Origin of the sequence: Alicyclobacillus kakegawensis NBRC 103104 (assembly GCF_001552655.1) — a bacterium.
Classification (GTDB): Bacteria; Bacillota; Bacilli; order Alicyclobacillales; family Alicyclobacillaceae; genus Alicyclobacillus_G; species Alicyclobacillus_G kakegawensis.
In genome coordinates, this window is record NZ_BCRP01000012.1 from 36569 (window position 1) to 57855 (window position 21287).

20 protein-coding genes are annotated in these 21287 nt (G+C 60.1%); 15 read left to right on the forward strand and 5 right to left on the reverse strand.

What is annotated here, in order from left to right:
• Positions 1–125 precede the first annotated feature (125 nt).
• From AK2_RS10500 to AK2_RS10565, 14 genes are all read left to right on the forward strand, one after another.
• Complete coding sequence (locus tag AK2_RS10500) at positions 126–854, forward strand: N-acetylmannosamine-6-phosphate 2-epimerase (protein WP_067934105.1); 729 nt, start codon at positions 126–128, stop codon at positions 852–854.
• Complete coding sequence (locus tag AK2_RS10505) at positions 847–1833, forward strand: ROK family protein (protein WP_067934107.1); 987 nt, start codon at positions 847–849, stop codon at positions 1831–1833. The genes AK2_RS10500 and AK2_RS10505 overlap by 8 nt, the downstream gene beginning before the upstream one ends.
• 26 nt (positions 1834–1859) lie before the next feature.
• The gene (locus tag AK2_RS10510; protein WP_067934109.1) at positions 1860–2957 is read left to right on the forward strand and encodes a Gfo/Idh/MocA family protein; all 1098 of its coding nucleotides are present in this window, start codon (positions 1860–1862) and stop codon (positions 2955–2957) included.
• Between the two features lies 1 nt (position 2958).
• Complete coding sequence (locus AK2_RS10515; RefSeq protein WP_067934111.1) at positions 2959–3801, forward strand: sugar phosphate isomerase/epimerase family protein; 843 nt, start codon at positions 2959–2961, stop codon at positions 3799–3801.
• A gap of 13 nt (positions 3802–3814) precedes the next feature.
• Positions 3815–5599 carry a peptide ABC transporter substrate-binding protein gene (locus tag AK2_RS10520; protein WP_067934113.1) on the forward strand — a complete coding sequence of 595 codons (1785 nt, stop codon included), beginning with the start codon at positions 3815–3817 and terminating at the stop codon, positions 5597–5599.
• Positions 5600–5655: 56 nt separating this feature from the next.
• The gene (locus AK2_RS10525) at positions 5656–6621 is read left to right on the forward strand and encodes an ABC transporter permease (RefSeq protein WP_169794773.1); all 966 of its coding nucleotides are present in this window, start codon (positions 5656–5658) and stop codon (positions 6619–6621) included.
• 48 nt (positions 6622–6669) lie between these two features.
• Entirely contained in the window at positions 6670–7560 is an 891-nt protein-coding gene (locus AK2_RS10530; RefSeq protein WP_067934118.1) for an ABC transporter permease, read from the forward strand.
• A 19-nt stretch (positions 7561–7579) separates the two neighbouring features.
• Positions 7580–8608, forward strand: coding sequence for an ABC transporter ATP-binding protein (locus AK2_RS10535; RefSeq protein WP_067934120.1), 1029 nt, complete (start codon positions 7580–7582; stop codon positions 8606–8608).
• On the forward strand, positions 8559–9596 hold the full coding sequence (locus tag AK2_RS10540) for an oligopeptide/dipeptide ABC transporter ATP-binding protein (protein ID WP_067934123.1): 1038 nt from the start codon (positions 8559–8561) through the stop codon (positions 9594–9596). Before AK2_RS10535 ends, AK2_RS10540 begins: the two co-directional genes overlap by 50 nt.
• Positions 9593–10612, forward strand: coding sequence for a Gfo/Idh/MocA family protein (locus AK2_RS10545; protein ID WP_067934125.1), 1020 nt, complete (start codon positions 9593–9595; stop codon positions 10610–10612). Before AK2_RS10540 ends, AK2_RS10545 begins: the two co-directional genes overlap by 4 nt.
• A gap of 26 nt (positions 10613–10638) precedes the next feature.
• Positions 10639–11619 carry a Gfo/Idh/MocA family protein gene (locus AK2_RS10550; RefSeq protein ID WP_067934213.1) on the forward strand — a complete coding sequence of 327 codons (981 nt, stop codon included), beginning with the start codon at positions 10639–10641 and terminating at the stop codon, positions 11617–11619.
• Positions 11620–11729: 110 nt separating this feature from the next.
• Positions 11730–12698, forward strand: a complete 969-nt coding sequence (locus AK2_RS10555) for a sugar phosphate isomerase/epimerase family protein (protein ID WP_067934127.1) — start codon at positions 11730–11732, stop codon at positions 12696–12698.
• Between the two features lie 66 nt (positions 12699–12764).
• The gene (locus AK2_RS10560) at positions 12765–13601 is read left to right on the forward strand and encodes a glycerophosphodiester phosphodiesterase (protein ID WP_067934129.1); all 837 of its coding nucleotides are present in this window, start codon (positions 12765–12767) and stop codon (positions 13599–13601) included.
• Positions 13586–14263, forward strand: coding sequence for an MgtC/SapB family protein (locus AK2_RS10565; protein WP_245632867.1), 678 nt, complete (start codon positions 13586–13588; stop codon positions 14261–14263). Before AK2_RS10560 ends, AK2_RS10565 begins: the two co-directional genes overlap by 16 nt.
• Before the next feature lie 21 nt (positions 14264–14284).
• On the opposite strand, the gene AK2_RS10570 is transcribed toward AK2_RS10565, so the two are convergent.
• From AK2_RS10570 to AK2_RS10585, 4 genes are read right to left on the reverse strand one after another with little or no spacing between them, the layout of a single operon-like run.
• A complete protein-coding gene (locus AK2_RS10570) occupies positions 14285–14944 on the reverse strand; it encodes a LutC/YkgG family protein (RefSeq protein ID WP_067934134.1) in 660 nt (219 codons plus the stop codon).
• Between the two features lie 5 nt (positions 14945–14949).
• Entirely contained in the window at positions 14950–16428 is a 1479-nt protein-coding gene (locus tag AK2_RS10575; RefSeq protein WP_083521090.1) for a LutB/LldF family L-lactate oxidation iron-sulfur protein, read from the reverse strand.
• On the reverse strand, positions 16425–17177 hold the full coding sequence (locus AK2_RS10580) for a (Fe-S)-binding protein (RefSeq protein WP_067934136.1): 753 nt from the start codon (positions 17175–17177) through the stop codon (positions 16425–16427). The genes AK2_RS10575 and AK2_RS10580 overlap by 4 nt, the downstream gene beginning before the upstream one ends.
• A gap of 2 nt (positions 17178–17179) precedes the next feature.
• The gene (locus AK2_RS10585) at positions 17180–17914 is read right to left on the reverse strand and encodes a FadR/GntR family transcriptional regulator (RefSeq protein ID WP_067934138.1); all 735 of its coding nucleotides are present in this window, start codon (positions 17912–17914) and stop codon (positions 17180–17182) included.
• A gap of 401 nt (positions 17915–18315) precedes the next feature.
• On the opposite strand from AK2_RS10585, the gene AK2_RS10590 reads away from it, so the two are divergent.
• Positions 18316–19974, forward strand: coding sequence for a long-chain fatty acid--CoA ligase (locus tag AK2_RS10590; protein WP_067934140.1), 1659 nt, complete (start codon positions 18316–18318; stop codon positions 19972–19974).
• Positions 19975–20135: 161 nt separating this feature from the next.
• Here AK2_RS10590 and AK2_RS10595 read toward each other — a convergent pair whose 3' ends face one another.
• Entirely contained in the window at positions 20136–21158 is a 1023-nt protein-coding gene (locus AK2_RS10595; protein WP_067934143.1) for an NADH:flavin oxidoreductase/NADH oxidase, read from the reverse strand.
• Positions 21159–21287 lie beyond the last annotated feature (129 nt).

A 21287-nucleotide genomic window follows, 5' to 3' on the forward strand; every position in this document is an offset into this window, starting at 1 on the left:
TGTCTGTTTGTCATGAAAAATCAATCCGTCAAATAAAAATATTTAGGAGGATATTTCTCTTTTGCAGAGAATAGCTAGGTACGGGAAGCGGCAAAGAACAGCCAATCCGCACTGGGTGGGAAGAGATGACACAAGAATCTATATTGCAGAATATTCGCGGAGGTCTTATCGTTTCGTGTCAGGCACTGGAGAGTGAGCCCCTATACGGGGCGGACATTATGGCACGGATGGCGGTTGCGGCCGAGCGCGGCGGGGCAGTTGGGATTCGCGCCAATGGCAGTACCGACATTCGACAGATTAAATCGGCGACCCATCTGCCTGTGATAGGTCTTTGTAAGCGAACGGTTCACGGCAGCGACGTGTACATCACTCCGACGATTGATGATGTGGAAGAGGTGTTGGGGGCTGGTGCGGACATGGTCGCGGTTGACGCAACCCTGCGTCCGCGCCCCGGAGGCCAACTCGGAGCCGATTTTGTCCTGAAGGTGAAGCAGCAGTATCCAGAGATTCTTTTGGTGGCAGACATCTCCACTTACCAGGAGGGGGTGCTGGCAGCCCAGGCTGGAGCCGATGTTGTCGCCACTACACTTTCCGGGTACACCCCGTATTCCGCAGAACGCGATGGACCGGATTTTTCGTTGATTGTTTCGTTAAGCCGGTCCCTGAACGTGCCAGTGGTTGCGGAGGGACACATTCGAACTCCGCGCCAAGCGGCCGAGTGCCTGCGTCTCGGAGCCTGGGCCGTGGTGGTCGGCTCGGCCATCACGCGGCCACAGGAGATCACCCAGTCGTTTGTCCAGTCCCTGCATGAGTGTCTGCAAGAACAGGCCGCAAAGGGTGAGCAGCGTGCATGAATGTGCTGTCGGCGTGGATATCGGTGCCACAAAGATTGCAGCAGGGCTAGTGGACGGAAGCGGCCGAGTGCTCGCATCGCAGACAGTGCCGACTCCAGAGGCGGGGGGTGAGGAGGCGTTTCATGCGGTGGTGCAGGTGGTAGGGCAAATCAAGCAACACGCTCAACGACACGACCTGTGCATCCGTGGCGTCGGTGTGGGAACGGCCGGTCAAGTGGATAGCAAAAAGGGCGCCGTGCGTTCGGCCACAATCAATCTGCCCGAGTGGGGTGGAATTCCCCTTGCCGAGCGGATTCGTGCGGAAGTGGAACTGCCTGTGCGCATAGACAATGATGGGAATGTCGCCTTATTGGCAGAGGTGTGGGCCGGAGCCGCCCAGGGTCATGAGCATGCCTTGGGTCTCACCCTTGGCACCGGGATTGGTGGCGGGGTGGTAACCGGTGGCCGTATCCTGCACGGGACCTGGGGAGGGGCGGCTGAGCTCGGACACGTCTGCGTCAATCTCGGCGGGCCGCGGTGCACGTGCGGATCGAACGGGTGTATGGAGGTCTATGCCTCTGGCCGCGGCATGGTGGAGCGGCTGCAGGAACGACTCATGGCACGGCCCGGGGACGCCTCGGCTGCAGCGCGGGCGTATGTGTCTAAGCACGGCCTCGATCGTGTGACGGCGGCCCTGGTCTTTGCGTGGGCCAGAGCAGGCGACAAATTGGCCTGTGAGACGCTGGACGAGGCGAATGCGGCGCTGGCGTACGGTGTGACCAGCCTGATTCACGTGTTCAATCCGACGGTCGTGGTTGTGGGTGGGGGGGTGGTGGCGGCAAATCCGTCTATTGTACCCGAACTCGCGGAGCGTGTACACGGGCTTGGTATGCCGTCTTTGGTGCAGGCCGTTTCCATTACGGCGGCTCGGTTTGGGGCTTGGTCCGGTGTCATCGGCGCCGCAGCCCTGATTCTGCAAGACGAGGCCGTATATGGCTAGGAACAGCACTGAAAGGGGAGATTTTGGTGGGCAAGCTGCGAGTTGCCGTGATTGGAGCAGGGACTATTGCCAAGGTCGCGCACCTGCCCAACTATCGGAGCCATCCGGATGTGGAACTGGCGGCTGTGGCCGACCTGGATGCGGACAGGGCACGCCATCTGGCCGAAGAATTTGGTGTGAAAGCTGTCTATACCGATGTGCAGACCATGTTGGAAGCAGAACAGTTGGATGCGGTGAGCATTTGTACGCCGAATCGTACACACGCAGCGCTGGTGCGAACAGCGCTTGCGCATGGCGTGGATGTGCTGGTGGAAAAGCCACTGTGCACGGACGTGGGCGATGCACGACGCTTGGTCGAGGCGGCTCAGCGTGGTGGACGCATCTGTATGGTGGGTATGACGCACCGTTTCCGCAGCGATGTGCAGGCCATAAAGCGGTTCATCGACGCAGGTGACTTGGGCCGGTTGTACTATGTGCGGGCACACATCTTGCGGCAGCGGGGCACGCCGGCCGGGTGGTTTACGGATAAGTCCAAATCCGGCGGCGGTTGTTTGATGGATATTGGTGTGCACGCTCTCGATTTGGCATGGTGGCTGGTTGGCATGCCCGATTTGCTCAGCGCCTCGGGGCAACTGGTGGCGGGAATCGGCCGCTACCAAACGCTGACGGCGTCGCGCTGGCAATCTTCCGACCCCGACAACCGGGATAATCAGGTGTTTGACGTCGAGGATTTTGCCACGGCGTACCTGCGTTTCGCAGGGGGTCTCGTGTTGCAGCTTGAGGTCAGTTGGGCGGTCAACGGCCCGCAGGATGATGCGCTGAAGGTGGATGTGTTCGGCGAGGCCGGCGGCATCACGCTGGATCCGCCCGTGTTTTACACAGAACACAATCGGGTGCTGACGGAATCAAAACTGTCGGTCGAGAGCAATCACTTTTATCAGGACGAAATCTATCACTTTGTTGAGTGCATTCAGCAGCGCAGGCAACCGCTGTGCACGTTCGACCAGGGGGCCAAGGTCGTCCAGATGCTGCTGGCCATTGCACAGTCGGCCGCGACCGGCCGCGAAGTCCGCCTGGGTTCTCCAGCGTCGCAGGCGTCATCTGAAAACGGTGGGGGGAAATGACGTGAAGCTGTGTGTGAGCATGTGGAGCATGCACCGAAAGTTTTACGACCAGGGTTGGCATGTGATGGACTTCTTGCGCTTCTGTGCGCAGCAGGGCATTCACTGTGTGGAATTGTTGGACGTGTTTTGGCGCGACATAAACCAGGAGTTGCCTGCCGTTATACAATTTCTGGATGACCATCAGATGCAGGTCGGCGCCTACGCGGTGAGCAATGACTTTGTGCAAACCGAGGCATCGTTGCGGGAGCAGGCGCTGATATCCGTTCTCGACGGGTTGGCGATTGCGGAGGCGCTGAGGACCCAGGTGGTGCGCGTGTTTGCGGGCGACGCGAAGCCCGAGTCCGATTTTGCAGCTGGGTTCCAGTACATCGTGGAAGGACTGCGGGAAGCCGCCGCAGCGGCCGAACAAATGGGGCTGACCCTGGCCCTCGAAAACCACGGCCAGCTGGCTGGTCGTGGGGAACAAGTACAGAAGATTCTGGATGAAGTGGGCAGCACGGCTCTGGGGGCTGCCTTTGACACCGGGAACTTCATCCTCGTCGGGCAGTCGTCGCTCGCGGCCCTCGAAACGCTGCTACCGAGGATAGTCCATGTGCATGCGAAGGACTTTCAGAGGACCGTTGGAGAGGACGGGTATCTGGCCAGCGACGGCACTCGCTACAAGTCGGTTATCTGTGGCCGCGGAGTGATCCCTTTGGAGGGTATTCTCAAGCGCCTCCAGGAGGCCGCGTACAACGGGTGCATCTCGCTGGAATACGAAGGTGGTGGCGACGAAGCGCGGGGCGTGGTGGAAAGTGTGCAGGCGCTGGCGCGCTGGATGAATATAACCAGCGCGAAAGGATAAAGGGGGGTCTGATATGAAAGCAGGAAAATGGGTGGGGTTGCAGGCACTCACTGTGCTGACAGCGGCTGGGCTGGTTGCCGGCTGCAGCGGAGGCAATACGGGGCAGAACGAGACGAACACGCCCGTCCAGACTTCGCAACAGGGCACCTCGGATACGTTTTCCCTGTACTGGAACGACGGCAGCAGCGGTTTTGATCCAGCACTCTGGACGTTCCAGATGTTCCTGGATTCGGCCGGGGTTTTTGAGGGACTTGTGCACGGAGGTCCGAATGGCAAGTATGAGTTGGGGGTAGCCGACAAGATCGAACACAACAGCGATTACACCCTCTGGACGTTTCATCTGCGCCAGGATGCTAAGTTTTCAAACGGCGATCCGGTGACGGCACAGGACTTCGTTTACTCCATCCAGCGTGCAGTCAGCCTGCAAACCTCCCAGGAGACCAAGCATGGCCCGGTGCCTATCACTGACGTGCCGATTGCCAACATCGTCGAGTGCCGGACTGGCCAGAAGCCGATGAGCGCGTTGGGAGTCAAGGCTCTGGACGATCACACCCTGCAGGTGAAGCTCAGTCATAAAGACGAGCACCTGTTGCGTGACATGACGCTGAACACGTCCGCTTGGATTGTCCCCGTGGATAAAAAGGTTGTCGAGAATATGAAGCCCGATGACTGGTCAGATCCGAGCAAGGTGGTGGGAAACGGGCCGTACAAGTTGGCTTCGTTCAAAAATAAGACCTCGGCGACATTGGTGCCCAACCCCTATTACTGGGGCAAGGTGAGTCTCAAGAAGATCACCGTGCAATTCTCATCGAACATTAACCAACTGCTCGCTTTCAAAAATGGAACCCTGGATTGCGCCCTCCTGAGCCCGCAGGACGTGGCAGCGGTCAATGCCGACCCGACGCTGAAGAAACAGCTGCATTATTGGAATACACAAGCCCAATACACTCTGGAAGTCATGCCTTCGAAGAACAATGCATTGCAAAACGAGGATGTGCGAAAGGCGTTTGAAATGGCCATCGACAAGGAGGCGATATGCAAGAGCGTTCTCAAAGGCACCGCCATTCCTGCCTACGATCCGTTCCTTATGCAATGGCAAGAGTCTTGGGTGAAAGACACCGGCATTTCGTACAACCCAGAAAAGGCGAAGCAATTGCTCGCCAAGGCAGGGTATCCCAACGGCAAGGGCTTTCCCACCGTCGTGCTGTTGGTCGGGTCGACCACCGACAACGTGGCGGAGGCCATTCAACAGATGTGGCAACAGACGCTCGGGGTCAAGGTGGTTTTCAAGGGCGAAGAATGGGGTCAGTACCTGACCGACATGAAAAAGCAACTGCCTGCCAATGAGGTAGGATGGGTGAACAATTCCCAGCAGGGCTCTTATCCGGAATTGAAACTTCCGCAAAACTTGGGTGATTGGTTGTACAGCAACGGTGGATTGCACAGTCAGTTCCTGCCTCCCGACGTCTATCAACGCTGGTATCAGATTGACAGCAACACGAGCCTGGATCCGACAAAGAAAGAGTCGGAAGAGGTTGGTATATACGAAAAATACCTGCCGAAGGAATACATTGATTACGTGAAAACAGGCGTCAAAGCGTACCAGACGCAAGACGAGAACCTCTTGAAAAAGTTCTATGTAACACGTGAGCAGCGGGCCTACGACATCCCGGTATACACGCCGAAAAATCCGGTTTTGCTGCGTTCTAACTTCACCGGGTACGCGCCTAACTACTTTATCTTGACTAATCCCCCGTACTGGTTCAACGACATTCATGCGACAAGCGGGTCCAAGTAAAAGGTTCACTTGCAGCCCAGGGGGGTTGCCCCCTGGGTGATGAGAGGTGGATGGGGTTGTTCAAGTATCTGATCCGGCGTGTGCTGTACATCATCGTGGCGTTTTTTGTCGTCAGCTTGGTCACGTTCTTTTTGATGAAGGCTGCACCCGGGAGCTTTCTGCAATTGAACCAATACGTGGGCAACATCGCCGCGGCGGCCACCAGCATGGGCCTGGACAATGTGGTCGCGCAAGAGTTGGCGCAGGAATATCATCTCCATGACCCCTGGTATGTTCAATATTGGTACTATGTCTGGCACTTCATCACGTTTCATATGGGATATTCGTTCGAATTCCCCAATACCGATACGATGACGTTGATTCGCCAAACTTTTCCGCTCTCCCTGGGCCTGGCTGTGACTTCCATTGCTGTTGCGATGGTGCTGTCGATTGTATTTGGCACGCTTGCGGCTGTGCGGGAGAACTCCTGGATCGACGGAAGCACGATGTTTGTGGCCATGATAGGGACGGCGGTGCCGTCTTATGTCGTGGCTGTGTTTCTGATGCTTGTCTTTGGGGTCTGGTTTCATCTGTTGCCAGTCCTCGGATACCAAGGTCCGCAGTATTTCATCTTGCCGGTACTGTCGTTGGCCATCCCGATGATGGGTTCGATGTCGCGTTACATGCGCAACAGCTTGATAGAAAGTCTCCATTCCGAGTACATCATCACGGTATTTGCCAAGGGGGGAAGCCTGTGGCAGGCGGCTTTTGGGCATGCCATGCGCAATTCACTGCTGCCGTTTGTCACGGTGGTGGGGCCCCACCTGGCCGCCCTGATGATGGGCACCGTCTTCATCGAACAGCTGTTTGGCTTGCCGGGCCTGGCTCATGTTTTCACTGATGCGGCCTCAACCAGGGACTATCCGCTCATCATGGATTCGACGTTGCTGTATTCACTGGTCATCATGGTCATGAACCTGATTGTCGATCTTATCTACGGCGTGCTCGATCCCCGCATTCGCAGGTCCAGGTATGTGCAATGACGTTTCCTCACCATCTGCAGTGGTATCTGTCTAGAAGGGGGCAAGGATATGGCGGTGGAAATTGGGCGGCCTGACAGCCTGTCGCGGGCGATGTGGCGAAGATCCATCCTGCGTATGCGATGGCACCGTTTCTCCCGCAATCCCTTGGCGCTTGCGGGGTTGGCGGTGATTGCCGTGCTGGTGCTGTTGGCCATTCTGGCGCCCTTGATTGCTCCGTATCCTTATTTTAAGTCTGATTTCTCAGCGACGTACCAAGCGCCGAGTCTGCAACACTGGCTGGGCACCGATTCGTTGGGGCGGGATGTCCTAAGCCGCGTCCTGTGGGGACTGCGCAGCGCCTGCATTGTCGGTTTTGGTGCTGAGGCCGTGGAATTGACGTTGGGCGTTCTGCTCGGTGCCGTGGCCGGTTACATGGGCGGGTTTGTGGACAATGTCTTGATGCGTGTCGTCGATATCGTGTACGCGTTTCCGAGTTTCTTGTTCAGCATCATCCTGGTGGTTTTGCTCGGTCACAACATCTGGGCGGTGTTGATTGCTGTATCGGCGACCAGTTGGGTTGGTATGGCGCGGGTGGTGCGCAGTCAGGTGTTGACCATCCGCCAGTCTGGCTATATCGAGAGCGCCCTCGCCATGGGAGCGGGGTGGTGGCGGGCGATACGCCGTTACGTGATTCCGAATTCTCTGGGACCTATTCTGGTCGCTGTTACGTTTGGTATCCCTGCAAACATGATGACTGAAGCCGGCTTGTCTGTCGTCGGGTTGGGCATTGAGCCGCCGACGCCAGACCTCGGACAAATGATTATTGAAGGGCAATCGTCACTGTTTTCTTACCCGTATCTCTTGCTTGCTCCGGCACTTGTGTTCGCTGTGGCCCTGCTCGCGTTCACGTTTGTCGGTGATGGACTGCGCGACGCGTTTGACACCAAGCAACGGCGCTAACGGGAAAGGGGGGCTGCGCGTGTCCGCAGTACTTCGGATAGACGATTTGCGCGTACAGTTCCGTTCTGACCAGGGACTCGTGCACGCCGTCAATGGGCTCAACCTCGAACTTCCGGCTGGAGGCGCAATCGCCATCGTAGGTGAGAGCGGCAGCGGCAAGAGCACAGCCATGACGGCTTTGATGCGGCTTTTGCCGCGTACGGCCCGCGTTTCTGGGCGCATCTGGTTTGATGGACAAGACCTCCTCGCCCTGTCCGAGCGCCAGATGAGAAAATTGCGCGGCCACCAAGTATCGATGGTGTTTCAGAATCCCATGGCCTATCTGAATCCCACCAAGACGATTGGACAACAGCTGATGGAACCGCTCCTGTATCACCATTTAGCAACGCCACGGCAGGCCAGGTGGCGCGCCCTTGAGTTCCTGGAGCGTGTCGGTATCGCGGACGCCGAGTCCCGGTTCAAGGGCTATCCGTTTGAATTCAGTGGCGGTATGTTGCAGCGGGTGATGATTGCCATGGCTCTGATGGCTGGCCCCAAGTTGTTGATAGCCGATGAGCCGACGACCGCATTGGATGTCACCGTACAGGCTGAAATTCTGGCCCTGCTGAAAGAATTGCAGGCCGAACACGGGATGGGCATGATTTTGGTGACCCACGACCTGGCCGTGGCGGCGCAGATGGCGGATGAAATATATGTCATGTACGCTGGCTTGGTGGTGGAACACCTGCCCGCCGGTTCGCTTATGAGCGCTCACGCCCACCCGTATCTGCACGGTCTGCTTCGTTCGATTCCGAGAATCGACGGGCCGCGGGAGAAGCTCCCCTTCATCGCGGGCAACCCGGTGAACCCGGTCGGGGCCTTGCCGCAAGGGTGCCTGTTTGCAAGCCGCTGTAGCCAACGCCGTCCGGAGTGCAACCAGCGTCCACCCACTGTCCGTCTTGACAACAACCACGAAGTCGTGTGTTGGCTCCCCGATATCGGTGTGGAGGGTGATAAGAGTGGCCCGTTTGACGTCCCAACGGTTGGCCCAGCTGGAACACGTCTATAAGACTTTTTCCACACAGCGTGGCGAGGTAAGGGCGTGCGATGACGTCTCGCTTGTGGTTACGAAAGGGCAGAGCCTGGGGGTCGTTGGCGAGAGCGGAAGTGGTAAATCGACTCTGGTACGGATTCTCCTGATGCTGATCCCTCCAACCTCAGGCCGCGTATGGGTGCATGGTACAGACGTTACTCACCTGCCTGAACGCAGGTTGAAACCGTACCGCCGGCAGATCCAGTTTGTTGCACAAGATCCCTTATCCGCGCTGGTGCCTAATCTGACCGTGGCTGAAAATATCGCTGAACCGCTGTGGATTCATCGTATCGGTGACAAGTCATCGCGGCGTGAGACGGCGCTTGCGCTGATGGAGAAGGTTGGTTTGACCCTGGCCTTGGGCAACTCCTTTCCCAGTGAATTGAGCGGCGGTCAGCAGCAGCGTGTCGCCATCGCGAGAGCGCTCGCTCTCATGCCGGAATTGATTGTCCTCGACGAGGCCGTATCGAGTCTCGACGTCTCCATTCAAGCCCAGATCCTCAATCTTTTACAAACCTTGAAGGAGGATATGGAACTCACCTACGTCTTCATTTCTCACAACCTGGCGGTCATCCGTCTTATGTGTGAGCAGACCGCCGTCATGTACAAGGGAAGAATTATCGAGTGGGGCGAGTCGGAGACCCTCTTTGCCACCCCCCTACACCCGTATACACGGGAGTTGATTGATGCCATTCCTGCTTTCACGGCGCAAGGGGTGACACCACTGCGGGCGGTGGGCAGGAAGACGTTTGAGGCAAGCGGTTCGACCGTGACAGGGTGTCCCTACCATCCGCGCTGTCCACTGGCATCTGAGGTGTGCAGGCGGGATCGACCGTCCCTGCGGCCGGTGGGAGATCGCCAGGTGGCCTGCCACCATGCTGACGTGGCCCACGTTTCGTGCGCAGTCTCCAGGCGACGCGGTCATGAAAAGCGGTTGGTGGAAAAAGGAGGAAACGGAGGATGAGCAGTCTGAAGGTGGCGATAATCGGCGCCGGGACGATGGGATGGGTCCATTCGGACGGGTACCGCAACATGGCGGATGTCGATCTGGTCGGCATTCTCGACATCCGGGCGGATGCGGCACGGCGTCTGGCTGCGAGCAAGGATACAGCAGCTTTCACGGACATGGATGAGCTGATTCGCGAAGCGCGGCCGGACATCATCGATGTTTGTGTTCCTACCTACCTGCACCGGCAGGTGGTCGAAGCGGCAGCTTCGGCAGGGTGTCACGTCATCTGCGAGAAGCCGATTGCCCGCACGTTGGAGGATGCGCGGGCCATGATACGCGCCTGTCGGGCGGCCGGTGTGCAACTGTACATCGCCCACGTCGTGCGGTTTTTTCCTGAATATCGGCGCGCACATGACTGGGTGGCCAGCGGTGCCGCCGGACGCGTCGGTGTGGTGCGGGCGATGCGAGGCGGGGCTTTCCCCACAGCCTGGGAGGACTGGTACGTGAACGTGGCCAAAAGCGGAACGGTCATCGTCGACTCCATGATCCATGATTTCGATTTTCTGCGCTGGTGTTTTGGTGAGGTCCACCGCGTCTTTGCCAAGAGTCAACTCGGGCGCGATCTGATGAAGCTGGACCATGCGTTTGTCAGCCTGCGCTTTCGCAATGGGGTCATGGCGCACGTCGAGGGGACCTGGGCGTACCCGAAGGGATTCCAGACCGAATTGGAAATCGCCGGTTCGCAAGGACTGCTCGAGTTCAGGAGTGGGCGTGCAGCGGCCCTGAGCAGCCAATTCCGGCAGACGGAGCACACCGCCGCCGGCGTGGAGGTGCCCGAAAGTCCGTTGCGGATAAGCCCGTATCAACGAGAGCTGGAGCACTTTGTGCAATGCATTCAATCCGGTGAGAAGCCGCTGGTGACGGCCGAGGACGCGTTAAAAGCCCTGGAAATCAGTCTCGCGGCCTTGACCAGTGTCCAGACGGGGGCGCCGGTTGTGTTGCACGAGACGGCTGGATACGACCAAGAATGAGGGGGATGGTCATGACCAAGCAACCGTTGGGTATTGGCATCCTGAGCTTCGCTCACATGCATGCCTATGCGTACGCAGACGTCCTCAAGCAGCTGCCTAACGTGCGCATTCAGGCAGTGGCAGACACGGACGAGGAACGCGGCCGTAAGGCCCAGGCGCAATATGGCGGAGATTTCTGCGTGGATTATCAGCGGCTGTTGCAGCGGGAAGACATTGATGCGGTCATTGTGTGTTCGGAAAACGCCCGCCATGCCGAAATGGTGCTGGCTGCGGCCGAGGCGGGCAAACATGTGCTCTGCGAAAAACCGATAGCCACCACAGTGAATGATGCACAACGCATGATTGACGCCTGCGAGCAACATCAGGTAACGTTACAAATCGCATTCCCTGTCCGCTTCAGTACGCCCCTTTGCCGCCTGAAGCAGACGGTGGAGGAGGGACGCCTTGGCCGAATCGTGGCCATCCGCGGCACCAATCACGGGCAAAATCCAGGCGGATGGTTCGTAGACCCGGTCCTTTCCGGCGGCGGGGCCGTGATGGATCATACTGTGCATGTCGTGGATATCATGCGTTGGCTGTCGGAAAGTGAGGTCCGGGAGGTCTACGCCGAGGTCGACACCCGTTTTTACGACATCGAGACGGACGATTGCGGTCTGCTTATGCTGGAATTTGAGAATGGCGTATTCGCGTCTCACGATCCCAGTTGGTCACGGCCGCGCGCATACCCAACGTGGGGGGATGTGACGCTTGAGGTGATAGGCACCGGCGGAGTGACGCAGGTGGACGCGCTTGCCCAGCACCTGGACGTGTACTCCGACAGAGACGGCGGGTATCAGCACGCCTTTTTTGGCGATTCGATGGACGCGGCGCTGATTTTGGACTTCGTGGACTGTGTGCAAACCGGGCGCATGCCTTCCATTTCCGGCGTAGACGGTCTGCGCGCGCTGGAGGTTGCTCTGGCTGCCTATGAATCGGCGCAGTCCGGCCGCCCGGTGAGGCTCCGCTGAAGGGTGTCCGTTTTCACCTCTCCCTTGTCCCGATACGCCCGATTCTTTTAAAATTGAACGGAGAAGTGTGCAATTGTTCACGCCATCCTGGATCCCGAGGAGAGGTTGCCATGAAGCTTGGAGTATTTGCCGTTTTGTTTGGCCAGAAACCGCTTGAGGAGGCGCTCGATATCATCGCCGAGGCCGGTTTGCAGACTGTCGAAATCGGCACCGGCGGCAACCCTGGGAAGGCTCATTGCAATCCGGCCGAGTTGCTTGCCGATGAGGGCAAGCTGCGGGCGTTTCGGCAGGCGGTGGAAAGCCGGGGCCTGGAGATCAGCGCCCTTAGCTGTCACGATAACCCGCTTCATCCCTATGCCGAAGCGGCTCGGCAGGCGCATGAGGATTTCGTCAACACGGTCCTGTTGGCGGAGCGGCTCGGAGTGAAAAACGTCATCACGTTTTCCGGCTGCCCCGGTGAGTCGGACCACTCCCGGTACCCGGTCTGGGTGACCTGCCCCTGGCCGACCGACAACCTGACGGTGCTGGAGTGGCAGTGGAATGAAAAGGTCATTCCGTACTGGCGCGAGCAGAACCGGTTTGTCGCGGAGCATGGGGTGCGGGTTGCGATTGAGCCGCATCCAAGCTTTGTTGTGTACAATACCGAAACGATGCTTCGGCTGCGCGAAGCATGCGGTGAATCCATCGGCGTGAACTTTGACCCGAGCCACCTCTTCTGGCAAGCCATGGATCCGGTGGTGGCCATCAAGGAATTGGCGGCAGCGGGGGCGCTTTTCCACGTGCACGCCAAGGACACAGCGTTCGACCGCGAGAACACGGCCAAAAACGGCGTCCTGGACACCAAGCCGTATACAGACGAGTTGCACCGCTCCTGGATCTTCCGCACCGTCGGGTACGGCCACGGGGAGGAGACTTGGCGGCGAATCGTGAGCGCCCTGCAGCTGGTCGGCTACGACGGGGCCATCAGTATCGAACACGAAGACAGTCTGATGTCGATTGAAGAAGGATTCCAAAAAGCGGTGAAGTTTTTGCAGCAGCAGCTCATTCGCGAACGTCTGGACAAGGTGTGGTGGGCCTGACAGCCTGTTGACGGGGGACCTGCCGGGAACCTCGGCACCCCGAGACGGAGGAGATGATCACATCGCATGGCACATCCCCAGATCCAGGCGCACCGAGGATGGAGCGGGCGTTACCCCGAGAACACATGCTTGGCCTTCGAGCGGGCACTGGATCTGCCGATTGAGGGCATCGAGTTGGACGTCCAGCTGTCGGCGGATGGAGTCCCGGTGGTGATGCATGATGCGACGGTGGATCGGACGACCGGTAGTCATGGCCGGGTGGCTTCGTACACGGCGCGGGAGTTGGCGCGGTTGAATGCGGCTGCCCATTGGCCAGCGTCCACCCGTCCAGGGTCCCGCTCATCCAATCTGAAACGCCAGGTCCTCGAGCAGGGCCTGGCGTTTCAGCCCATCCCGACGCTGGAACAGGCGCTGACGGCGATTTGGATGGCGCGGCCAGAGGCCATTGTCAACATGGAACTCAAGGTGTATCGCGCGGGCGGCCGGGCGCTGGTGGACGCCGTCGTGCCGGTGGCGCGGGAGTTGGCGCGCCGTATGTCGGTGCCCTTCCGGTGTGTCCGCTTTTCGTCGTTTCGCCACACCTGTCTGGAGTATCTCAAGTCGCGCTGGCCGGACGTCCCCATCGGTCTGTTGTTTGATCGCGACGTGGGGCAGCCGTGGCGCCGGGCGCGACGGCTTGGTGCTGAATCGGTCAACCTGCAGCACCTTCTCATCCGGCCCGATACCGTGGCTGCCTGCCACGAGGCGGGAGTCCAGGTGGCCGCCTGGACGGTGGACGATCCGGCCCGCATCGCGGAGATGTATCGGTGGGGCGTGGATGTGCTGATCTCCAATCATCCAGACGTGGCGGAGACGGTGCGCAGACAATGGCTGAAGGGGGACAACACGTGGACGTCATCCTAATCAAGCTGGGGTTGTCTGCCCTGTGCGGGATCGTCCTCGGCCTGGAGCGGGAGATCAAGCACAAGCCCTTGGGCCTGAAAACCTGCCTGGTCATCTCGGTAGCCAGCTGCCTGCTCACCATCGTCTCCATCGAGTCCGCGCTGGCCTCTTGGGGCGGATCGCAGATGATACGGGCGGATCCGATGCGCTTGGCGGCCCAGATTGTCAGCGGCATCGGCTTCCTGGGGGCCGGCGTCATCCTGCGTCGCAGCAACGAGGTGATCTCGGGACTGACCACCGCGGCCATTGTCTGGGCCGCCTCGGGTCTTGGCATCGCCATTGGCGCAGGCTACTATGCGGAGTCGCTGATGGGCCTCTCCCTCATCATCATCAGCGTCGAGGTGATCCCGTTCATCATGAAGCGGGTGGGCCCCCGCGCGCTGCGCGAAGACGAAGTCCATGTTACTGTCATCGTCGGTAGCGAAGGCGCGATTGAATCGGTAGTCAAGGCGGTGGTGGGCTTGGGGATGCACGTGGAAAACCTGCGCGTGCGCGGCCTTGAGGACGGGCACGAGGTGTTTCTGACCTGCGCGGCCGCCCTCGGCCATGACGAAATCCCGGATGCCTACCGCAGACTCATCGCTCTTGCCGATGTCCGCTACGCGGAAATCGAGGTGCTGTGACCTTCCGGCGACATGTGCACATCAGGTTGCCCGCCCAGCCAACACCAGGGCGTATACCGCCGCCGGACCGTGCACGCCGATGCTCAGGTCGTTTTCGATGTCCGAAGACCGGCTGGGCCCGCTGACAAAGTGCAGCGATGACGGCACGCGCTCCCCGGGCTTCGGCAGTGCCTCGCCAAGCCGGGTCTTGATCTGCCGGGCGTGAAGCAACGCGATGTGCACCGTCGGCAGGAGGTGGACGGATCGGCCTCGCCAAGCGTCCGCCGCCATCATCAAGGTCCCAGTGTCGGCAATTGCCGCGGCGCAGCCGGTGATGCCGACGTGGGTGTCGGCAAACGATTTCGCCGGCGCCTCTCCCCAGCGTAGGACCGTAAACCGTGCGAGCAGTCCGTCAATCTGGAACTCTTTCAGGGTATCGCCGCCCCACACCCCAATGGCCGGCGGGGCGAGATCGCGGAGCAACCCTTCCAGTCGGTTGTGTAGGTCTGTGAGATCCGGGCAGACCCACGCCTGACCGCCCTGCTGGGCAAACCGCTCGACGAAAGTGGATACCCTATCCGCCGAGCTCAGCGAACGCCCGGTCCAAAATTCGGGTGCACCGCGTCGGTACGGCGCTACAGGAGCCCCGTCCTGGCGGCCCAATCGTTCGCGAATGCGGGCAAGAAACGCTTGTTCTTCCATGGGCCTCACTCCTTGTTGACCGCCGTCTCATGCGCGGGTGCGCCTTCAGTCCCTGCCGCGGGCGGGCGGTTGCCCTGGCGGAGCTCCTGTCTGAGCCCGGGCCAGCTTTCCCGGAATGACCGCTTGGCGAGGACCGGGGCCCGCCGCGTCTGCGTCCACCCGCGCAGGGGACCGATGCGCGCGTCAATCCCGCCGTGGCGGGCCACCAGCACCTGACCCAGGCGTCCGCTTCGGATGATTGCGCGGTACCGCCCGGCACGGGCAAAGACAAGCCGGAAGCCGCGGAAAGCTGCCCGTTCGCCGCGCTTGGCCAACCCCTGGGCCACGTGGCGCCGGCGCAGTTTGACCAGCATGTCGTGCAGCGGAATCTGGACCGGGCAGGCTTCGAAACAAGCGCCGCACAGACTAGAGGCGTACGGCAAGTCCGCGTACTCGGGTCCCGGGTTGAGCAGCGGCGTCAGCACCGCGCCGACAGGCCCCGGATAGACCGATCCGTACGCGTGCCCACCAATCTGCCGGTACACGGGGCACACGTTGAGGCAGGCGCCGCAGCGGATGCAATGCAGGATGTCCTGAAAGTCGGCGTCGCCGAGCTGACGGGAGCGACCGTTGTCGAGGATGACGACGTGCAATTCGCGGGCGCCATCGGCCTCTCCGTCGCGCCTGGGACCGGTGAAGCACGACATGTAGGTGATGACGTTCTGCCCGGTCGCGCTTTTGGGAAGCAGGTGCGAAAACACCTCCAGGTCGGCAAAGCTGGGCAGGATGCGCTCCATGCCCATGATGACCACATGCGTCCGCGGCAGGTTGGCGACCATGTCGGCGTTGCCCTCGTTCGTGAACAGGACCACCGTGCCCGACTCGGCGATGCCGAAGTTGCACCCGGTGACGCCGATGTCGGCGCTCTGAAACAGGGTCCGCAGCGTCCGCCTGGCGAAGCCGGTCAGCGCTTTCGTGTCGGTGGTCAGGTTTTCGCCGCCCGCCTTGGTGAACAACTCCCGGATTTGCTCCCGCGTCTTGTGAATCGAGGGGATGATGATGTGCGAAGGCGTTTCCCCGGCCAGTTGAATGATGTATTCTCCAAGGTCCGTCTCCACCACTTGGACTCCCTCGTCCTCCAGGTGCCGGTTGAGGTGGATTTCCTCCGAGACCATCGACTTGGACTTGACCACGAGCTTCGCCCGCCGCTTCTTGGCGATGTCGACGATGGCCTGCGCCGCCTCCTCGGCATCGGCCGCAAAGTGCACGTGGCCGCCCGCTGCCCGGACGTTGTCGGCGAACTGCTGCAGATAGAAGTCCAGATGGGCAATCGTATGGGCGCGAATATCGCGACCCCGGTCCCGCCATGCCTGCCAGCGGCCGAACGTCTCGGTGACATTCGCCTTGCGTGTGCGCAATCTGTCGGTCGTGAACTGCACCGCCTGCTGCAAGAGTGGATCCTGCAACGCCGATTTCGCCCGCTCCCGAATTCCGGTTTGGCTCATCCCACGATTTCCCTCCTGTGCTGTGCCTGCGTCCCTTCATACAGCAGCTGAGCCAGGTGCATCACGCGGACCCGGCGGCCTTCGCGCGCCATGCGGCCGCCGATGTTCATGAGGCAGCCCATATCCGTGCCCACCAGTACCTGCGCTTGTGTTTCCTCGACATGGCGGACCTTGTCCTCCACCATCGCACCCGACAGTTCGCCCATTTTGACCGCGAACGTACCGCCAAAGCCGCAGCAATCGGCCGCGTGGGCGAGGGGAACCAACTCGAGTCCGCGCACGTGACGGAGCAGCTCCAACGGCTCATCCCGCACGCCGAGCAGCCGTGATCCGTGGCAAGACGGATGGTACGTGGCCCGCGCCGGGAAGCTGGCGCCAACATCCGACACGCCCAGCACGCGCACGAGAAACTGGGAGAATTCATAGGTTTTCTCGGCCAGGGCGCCCGCTCGCCGGCGACTTTGGGCATCGCCGGCAAACAAATCGGGGTAGTAATGGTGAATCATGCCGCAGCACGATCCGGACGGAGACACGACATAATCGTACGGATCGAACGCGTCGAGCAGGGTGCGGGCGACCTCACGGGCGTCGTCCCAGTAACCGCTGTTGAACGCCGGCTGCCCGCAGCAGGTTTGCTGCTCCGGGAAATCTACGTCGACGCCCAGCTGGTGCAGGAGGCGCACCATCGCTTCACCGACCTGCGGGTACAGGCTGTCGACCAGACACGTAACGAACAGAGCCACCTTCACGCTCATACCTCCTCGGACGGTTGTGTTGACGGACGTTCCAGGTGCAACCGACTCTCGACATAGAGCAGGTGGGTCTGCATGGCGGCTTCCGCACCGTCCCCGTCGGCTGCAAAGATGGCTTGGGCGATGTGCTGGTGCTGCCGCAACAGCGTTTGCGCTTCGCCCGGCCGTTCAAACAGCCGCCGGCGGCTTTCATACAGTTGGGCCTGCACCTTCTCCGCGATGGTATCCAGCAGCGACGGAAACAGTGGATTCCCGGAGGCGGCCGCGACCGCCCGGTGGAACGTCCAGTCAGCCGCCTCTCCCAGCGATCCGCTGGCGATATCGGCCTCCATCTCGGCCAATGCGCCGGCCAGTGTCTCCATGTCAGCTGTCGTTCGGCGACCGGCCGCGAGGCGGGCGGCCCCGCCTTCGACCACTCGCCGCAGCTCCAGCAGGTGGCGCATCTCCTGCCGCGTCAACACCCCGGTGGCCGTCGCTTGGCGCGCGAGCGCGGACGCGTCAAAGCGCGTGACGAAGGTACCCTCGCCCTGTTTCACCGTCACCAGGTGCATCGCCTTGAGCGCTGACAGGGCCTCCCGCACCGCCGCCTGTCCGACCGAAAACTGTTGGCTCAGCTCCCGCACCGAGGGCAGCCTGCTGCCCGGGGCAAACACGCCCCCCAGGATAGCCTCTTTCAGCCGTTCGGTCACGGCTTCGGTGGTCTTGGTCGTGCGGATGGGTTGGAGCGATGGCAAGCGTTTTCCTCCTTCAGCGTGTTCAATGTGTCGATAACCGAGTCATCAGATCACCACATGGCTATACTGTACCATGCAGCGACGGCTGCTACCAAGCCCAATGGCGGGCAGATCATCCACCGCATCTATACGTAGGAGGCCGATAAGGTGTATCATACAAGGAGGAAACCCTTGTGTTTCACACAAATGAAAGCGCTATCTTTTGTGTTCGTCATCGACCGACTGTTTGGTAGAGTTACGAAATGGTCAATCCAGATTGAGATTGTGCTGTCGTCCGCTTGTCTTTCGCAACTCCGCCCAGTTATGCTGGGCCACGGAGCCAAGGAACCAGTTTCGGCCATGGAACCAAGCTCATCCGCCGGCGATGGCCGTGGTCCGACAAAGGGGGAAACGAGTTCGAGATGATGAACTATCCGCTGCTGCTCCGCTCGGTGTTGTATCGCGCCGTTACCGTGTCTCCAGAAAAGGAAATTGTGTCCCGGGATTACTCCCAGACCGTTCGCTATACTTACGCGGACATGCACCGGCGGGTGTGCCAATTGGCGAACGCGCTGGACGCTTTGGGTGTGCAAAAGGGAGAGCGCGTCGCGTCGTTTGCCTGGAACCACCATCGCCACCTCGAACTGTACTTTGCCGTCCCCTGTTCTCAGCGGGTGCTTCACACCGTAAACATCCGTCTGTTCCGGGATCAAATCGTGTACACCATCAACCACGCGGAAGACAAGGCGCTGTTTGTCGATGAGGACTTGGTGCCGCTCATCGAGTCGATGGTCTCGGAGTTGAAGACTGTCCAGCACTACATCATCATGACGGACAAACGGGGGACTCCCACCACGTCTTTGCCTGGTGCCGTGTACTACGAAGATTTCATCGCCGGCCAGCCCGAGACCTACGAGTTTCCGGAGTTTGACGAATGGACACCGGCCATTCTGAGCTATACGTCGGCCACCACCGGGAATCCGAAAGGGGTTCTTTACACGCATCGTGGTCTGTATCTGCACTGTTTGACCAGTCTGACCGGTGAGCTGGGGACGCGTGAGTACGATGTCACCATGCCCGTGGTGCCGATGTTTCATGTCAACGCATGGGGGCGTCCCTACACCGATACCTGGATCGGCGCCAAGCAAGTCTATCCGGGCAGCCGCCCCACTGCGAAAGACCTGTGCGAGTTGATACACACAGAGCGGGTGAGCTTCGCGGTGGGGGTCCCGACCATCTGGATGGGTGTGCTGCAGCATGTGCGGGCCCATCCACAACAATACGACTTCAGCTGTGTACGTTTCCTGATGTCCGGTGGGGCCGCAATGCCGGCGTCGCTGACCCAGGCTTTTGAACGTGAACTGGGGGTGCGTCTGTGGCAAGGGTACGGGCAAACCGAGACGACCCCCGTGACCTTCGTGAATGAACCCAAGAGCTCCTTATCCCATCTCTCCGAAGACGAGAGGCTGAAGCTGCGGACAAAAACGGGTCTCATCATGCCTGGCCTGGAGATGCGTGTCGTCGGGGAGGACGGGTGTGAGGTCGCTCACGATGGGAAGCAGATGGGTGAGCTGTGGCTGCGTGGGCCTTGGGTGTTGGCGGAATACTACAAGGATGCGGATCAGACCGAGCAGTCGTTCGTGGACGGTTGGTTCCGCACGGGCGATATTGCCACCTTGGATGAGCACGGCTACCTGCAGATTGTCGACAGGACCAAAGACCTGATTAAGAGCGGGGGCGAGTGGATTTCTTCGGTCGATCTCGAGAACACCATCATGGCGCATCCGCTGGTCGCCGAAGCAGCGGTCATCGGCATTCCGCACGAAAAGTGGCAGGAGCGACCCCTTGCCTGCGTTGTGCCGGTCCATGGCGCTGAGGGACGCGTAACGAAGGCGGACATCCTGGAGTTCCTGCGCGCGAGGGTCGCGAAGTGGTGGTTGCCCGACGACGTGGTCTTTGTCAGGGAAATCCCCAAGACCAGCGTGGGCAAGTTCTCGAAGAAGACGCTGCGTCAGTGGTATCAGGAAGGCAAACTGGCGGCGTCGACAGCGCCAGAGATGAGCGGAGAGAGCCACGCTTGACCCCGCATGGGGTGCGTAAGAACAGACAAACCCGCCAGGTTCCTGGCGGGTCTGGCTGGGCCTGTGCATATTTCTGTGTGTATTGGAGTCCAGACACGCGCCCGGGCGGCTACCGGCTGTCGCGCCCCGGGGCGTGCGGGCGGCCTGGATGTTGTCGTCTGTCAAAAAGCCCGCATGTACTGCTTTGGCACCTGAGGCTCCTGTTGGAGCACCTGCGCCGCGTGAATCGGCCAATACGGATCGCGCAGCAGGCCTCGGGCAATCGCCACCAAATCGGCGTCCCCATTGGCTACGACCGCCTCCGCCAGGGCGGGATGCTCCAGCATGCCCACTGCAATCACCGGCGTCCCCAGCGTCTCCTTGAATGCGCGGGCAAACGGAACTTGGTAGCCCGGATAATTTCCCGGCCTGCGCTTGCCAGCCGGCCCTTCGCCACCTGAACTGACGTGGAAGATGTCGACACCCGCGTCCTTGTACCGTTTCCCGGTTTCCAAAATATGGTCTACATCGTAGCCCCCGTCCACATACTCCACCGCGGAGACGCGCATGAACAGCGGCATCGAGGCCGGCATTTCGCTTTTTACCGCCTGAATCACCTCGTGGCCGAACCGGGCCAAATCCTGTCCGTATTCGTCGTCGCGGTGATTGGTGTACGGAGAGTGGAACTGGTGAATCAGATAGCCATGCGCCCCGTGCAGCTCGATGACGTCCACGCCCGCAGCCACCGCCCGCCGGGCCGCTTGGCGGAACTTTTCCACCATCTGCTTCACTTCGTCCGTGCTCAACGCGCGCGGCGTCTTGTATCCCGGACCTTCGAAGCGGATGGGAGAGGGTGCCACGGGTACCTCCGCGTCCTCGGCTTTACGTCCGGCGTGGGCAATCTGAATTCCGACCTTGGCGCCGTGTCGGTGGCAGGCATCAATGATGCGCGCGAAGGCAGCGATGTGGTCATCTGACCACAGCCCCAGGTCGTAGTCGGTGATACGACCGTCCGGTTCGACATCTGTCATTTCGATGATAATCAGACCGGCCCCGCCCACGGCGCGGCTGGTGTAGTGGACAAAGTGCCAATCGTTGGGCTTGCCATCCTTGGCGGTCACCGAATACTGGCACATCGGCGCCATCACGACGCGGTTTTTCAGTTCAAGACCTTTATAAGAAAACGGGGTAAAGAGCTTCGACATGTGTGCAGTCCCTCCTCCTAGCAAGACTGGAACGGGCATAGAAGCCCTGTTTGTCCTTCCAAAGGAAGATGCGTCCAATCTCGGCGCCTTCTGGTCGGGGCAGATACTATCTTATTGTAAGCCAAGGAG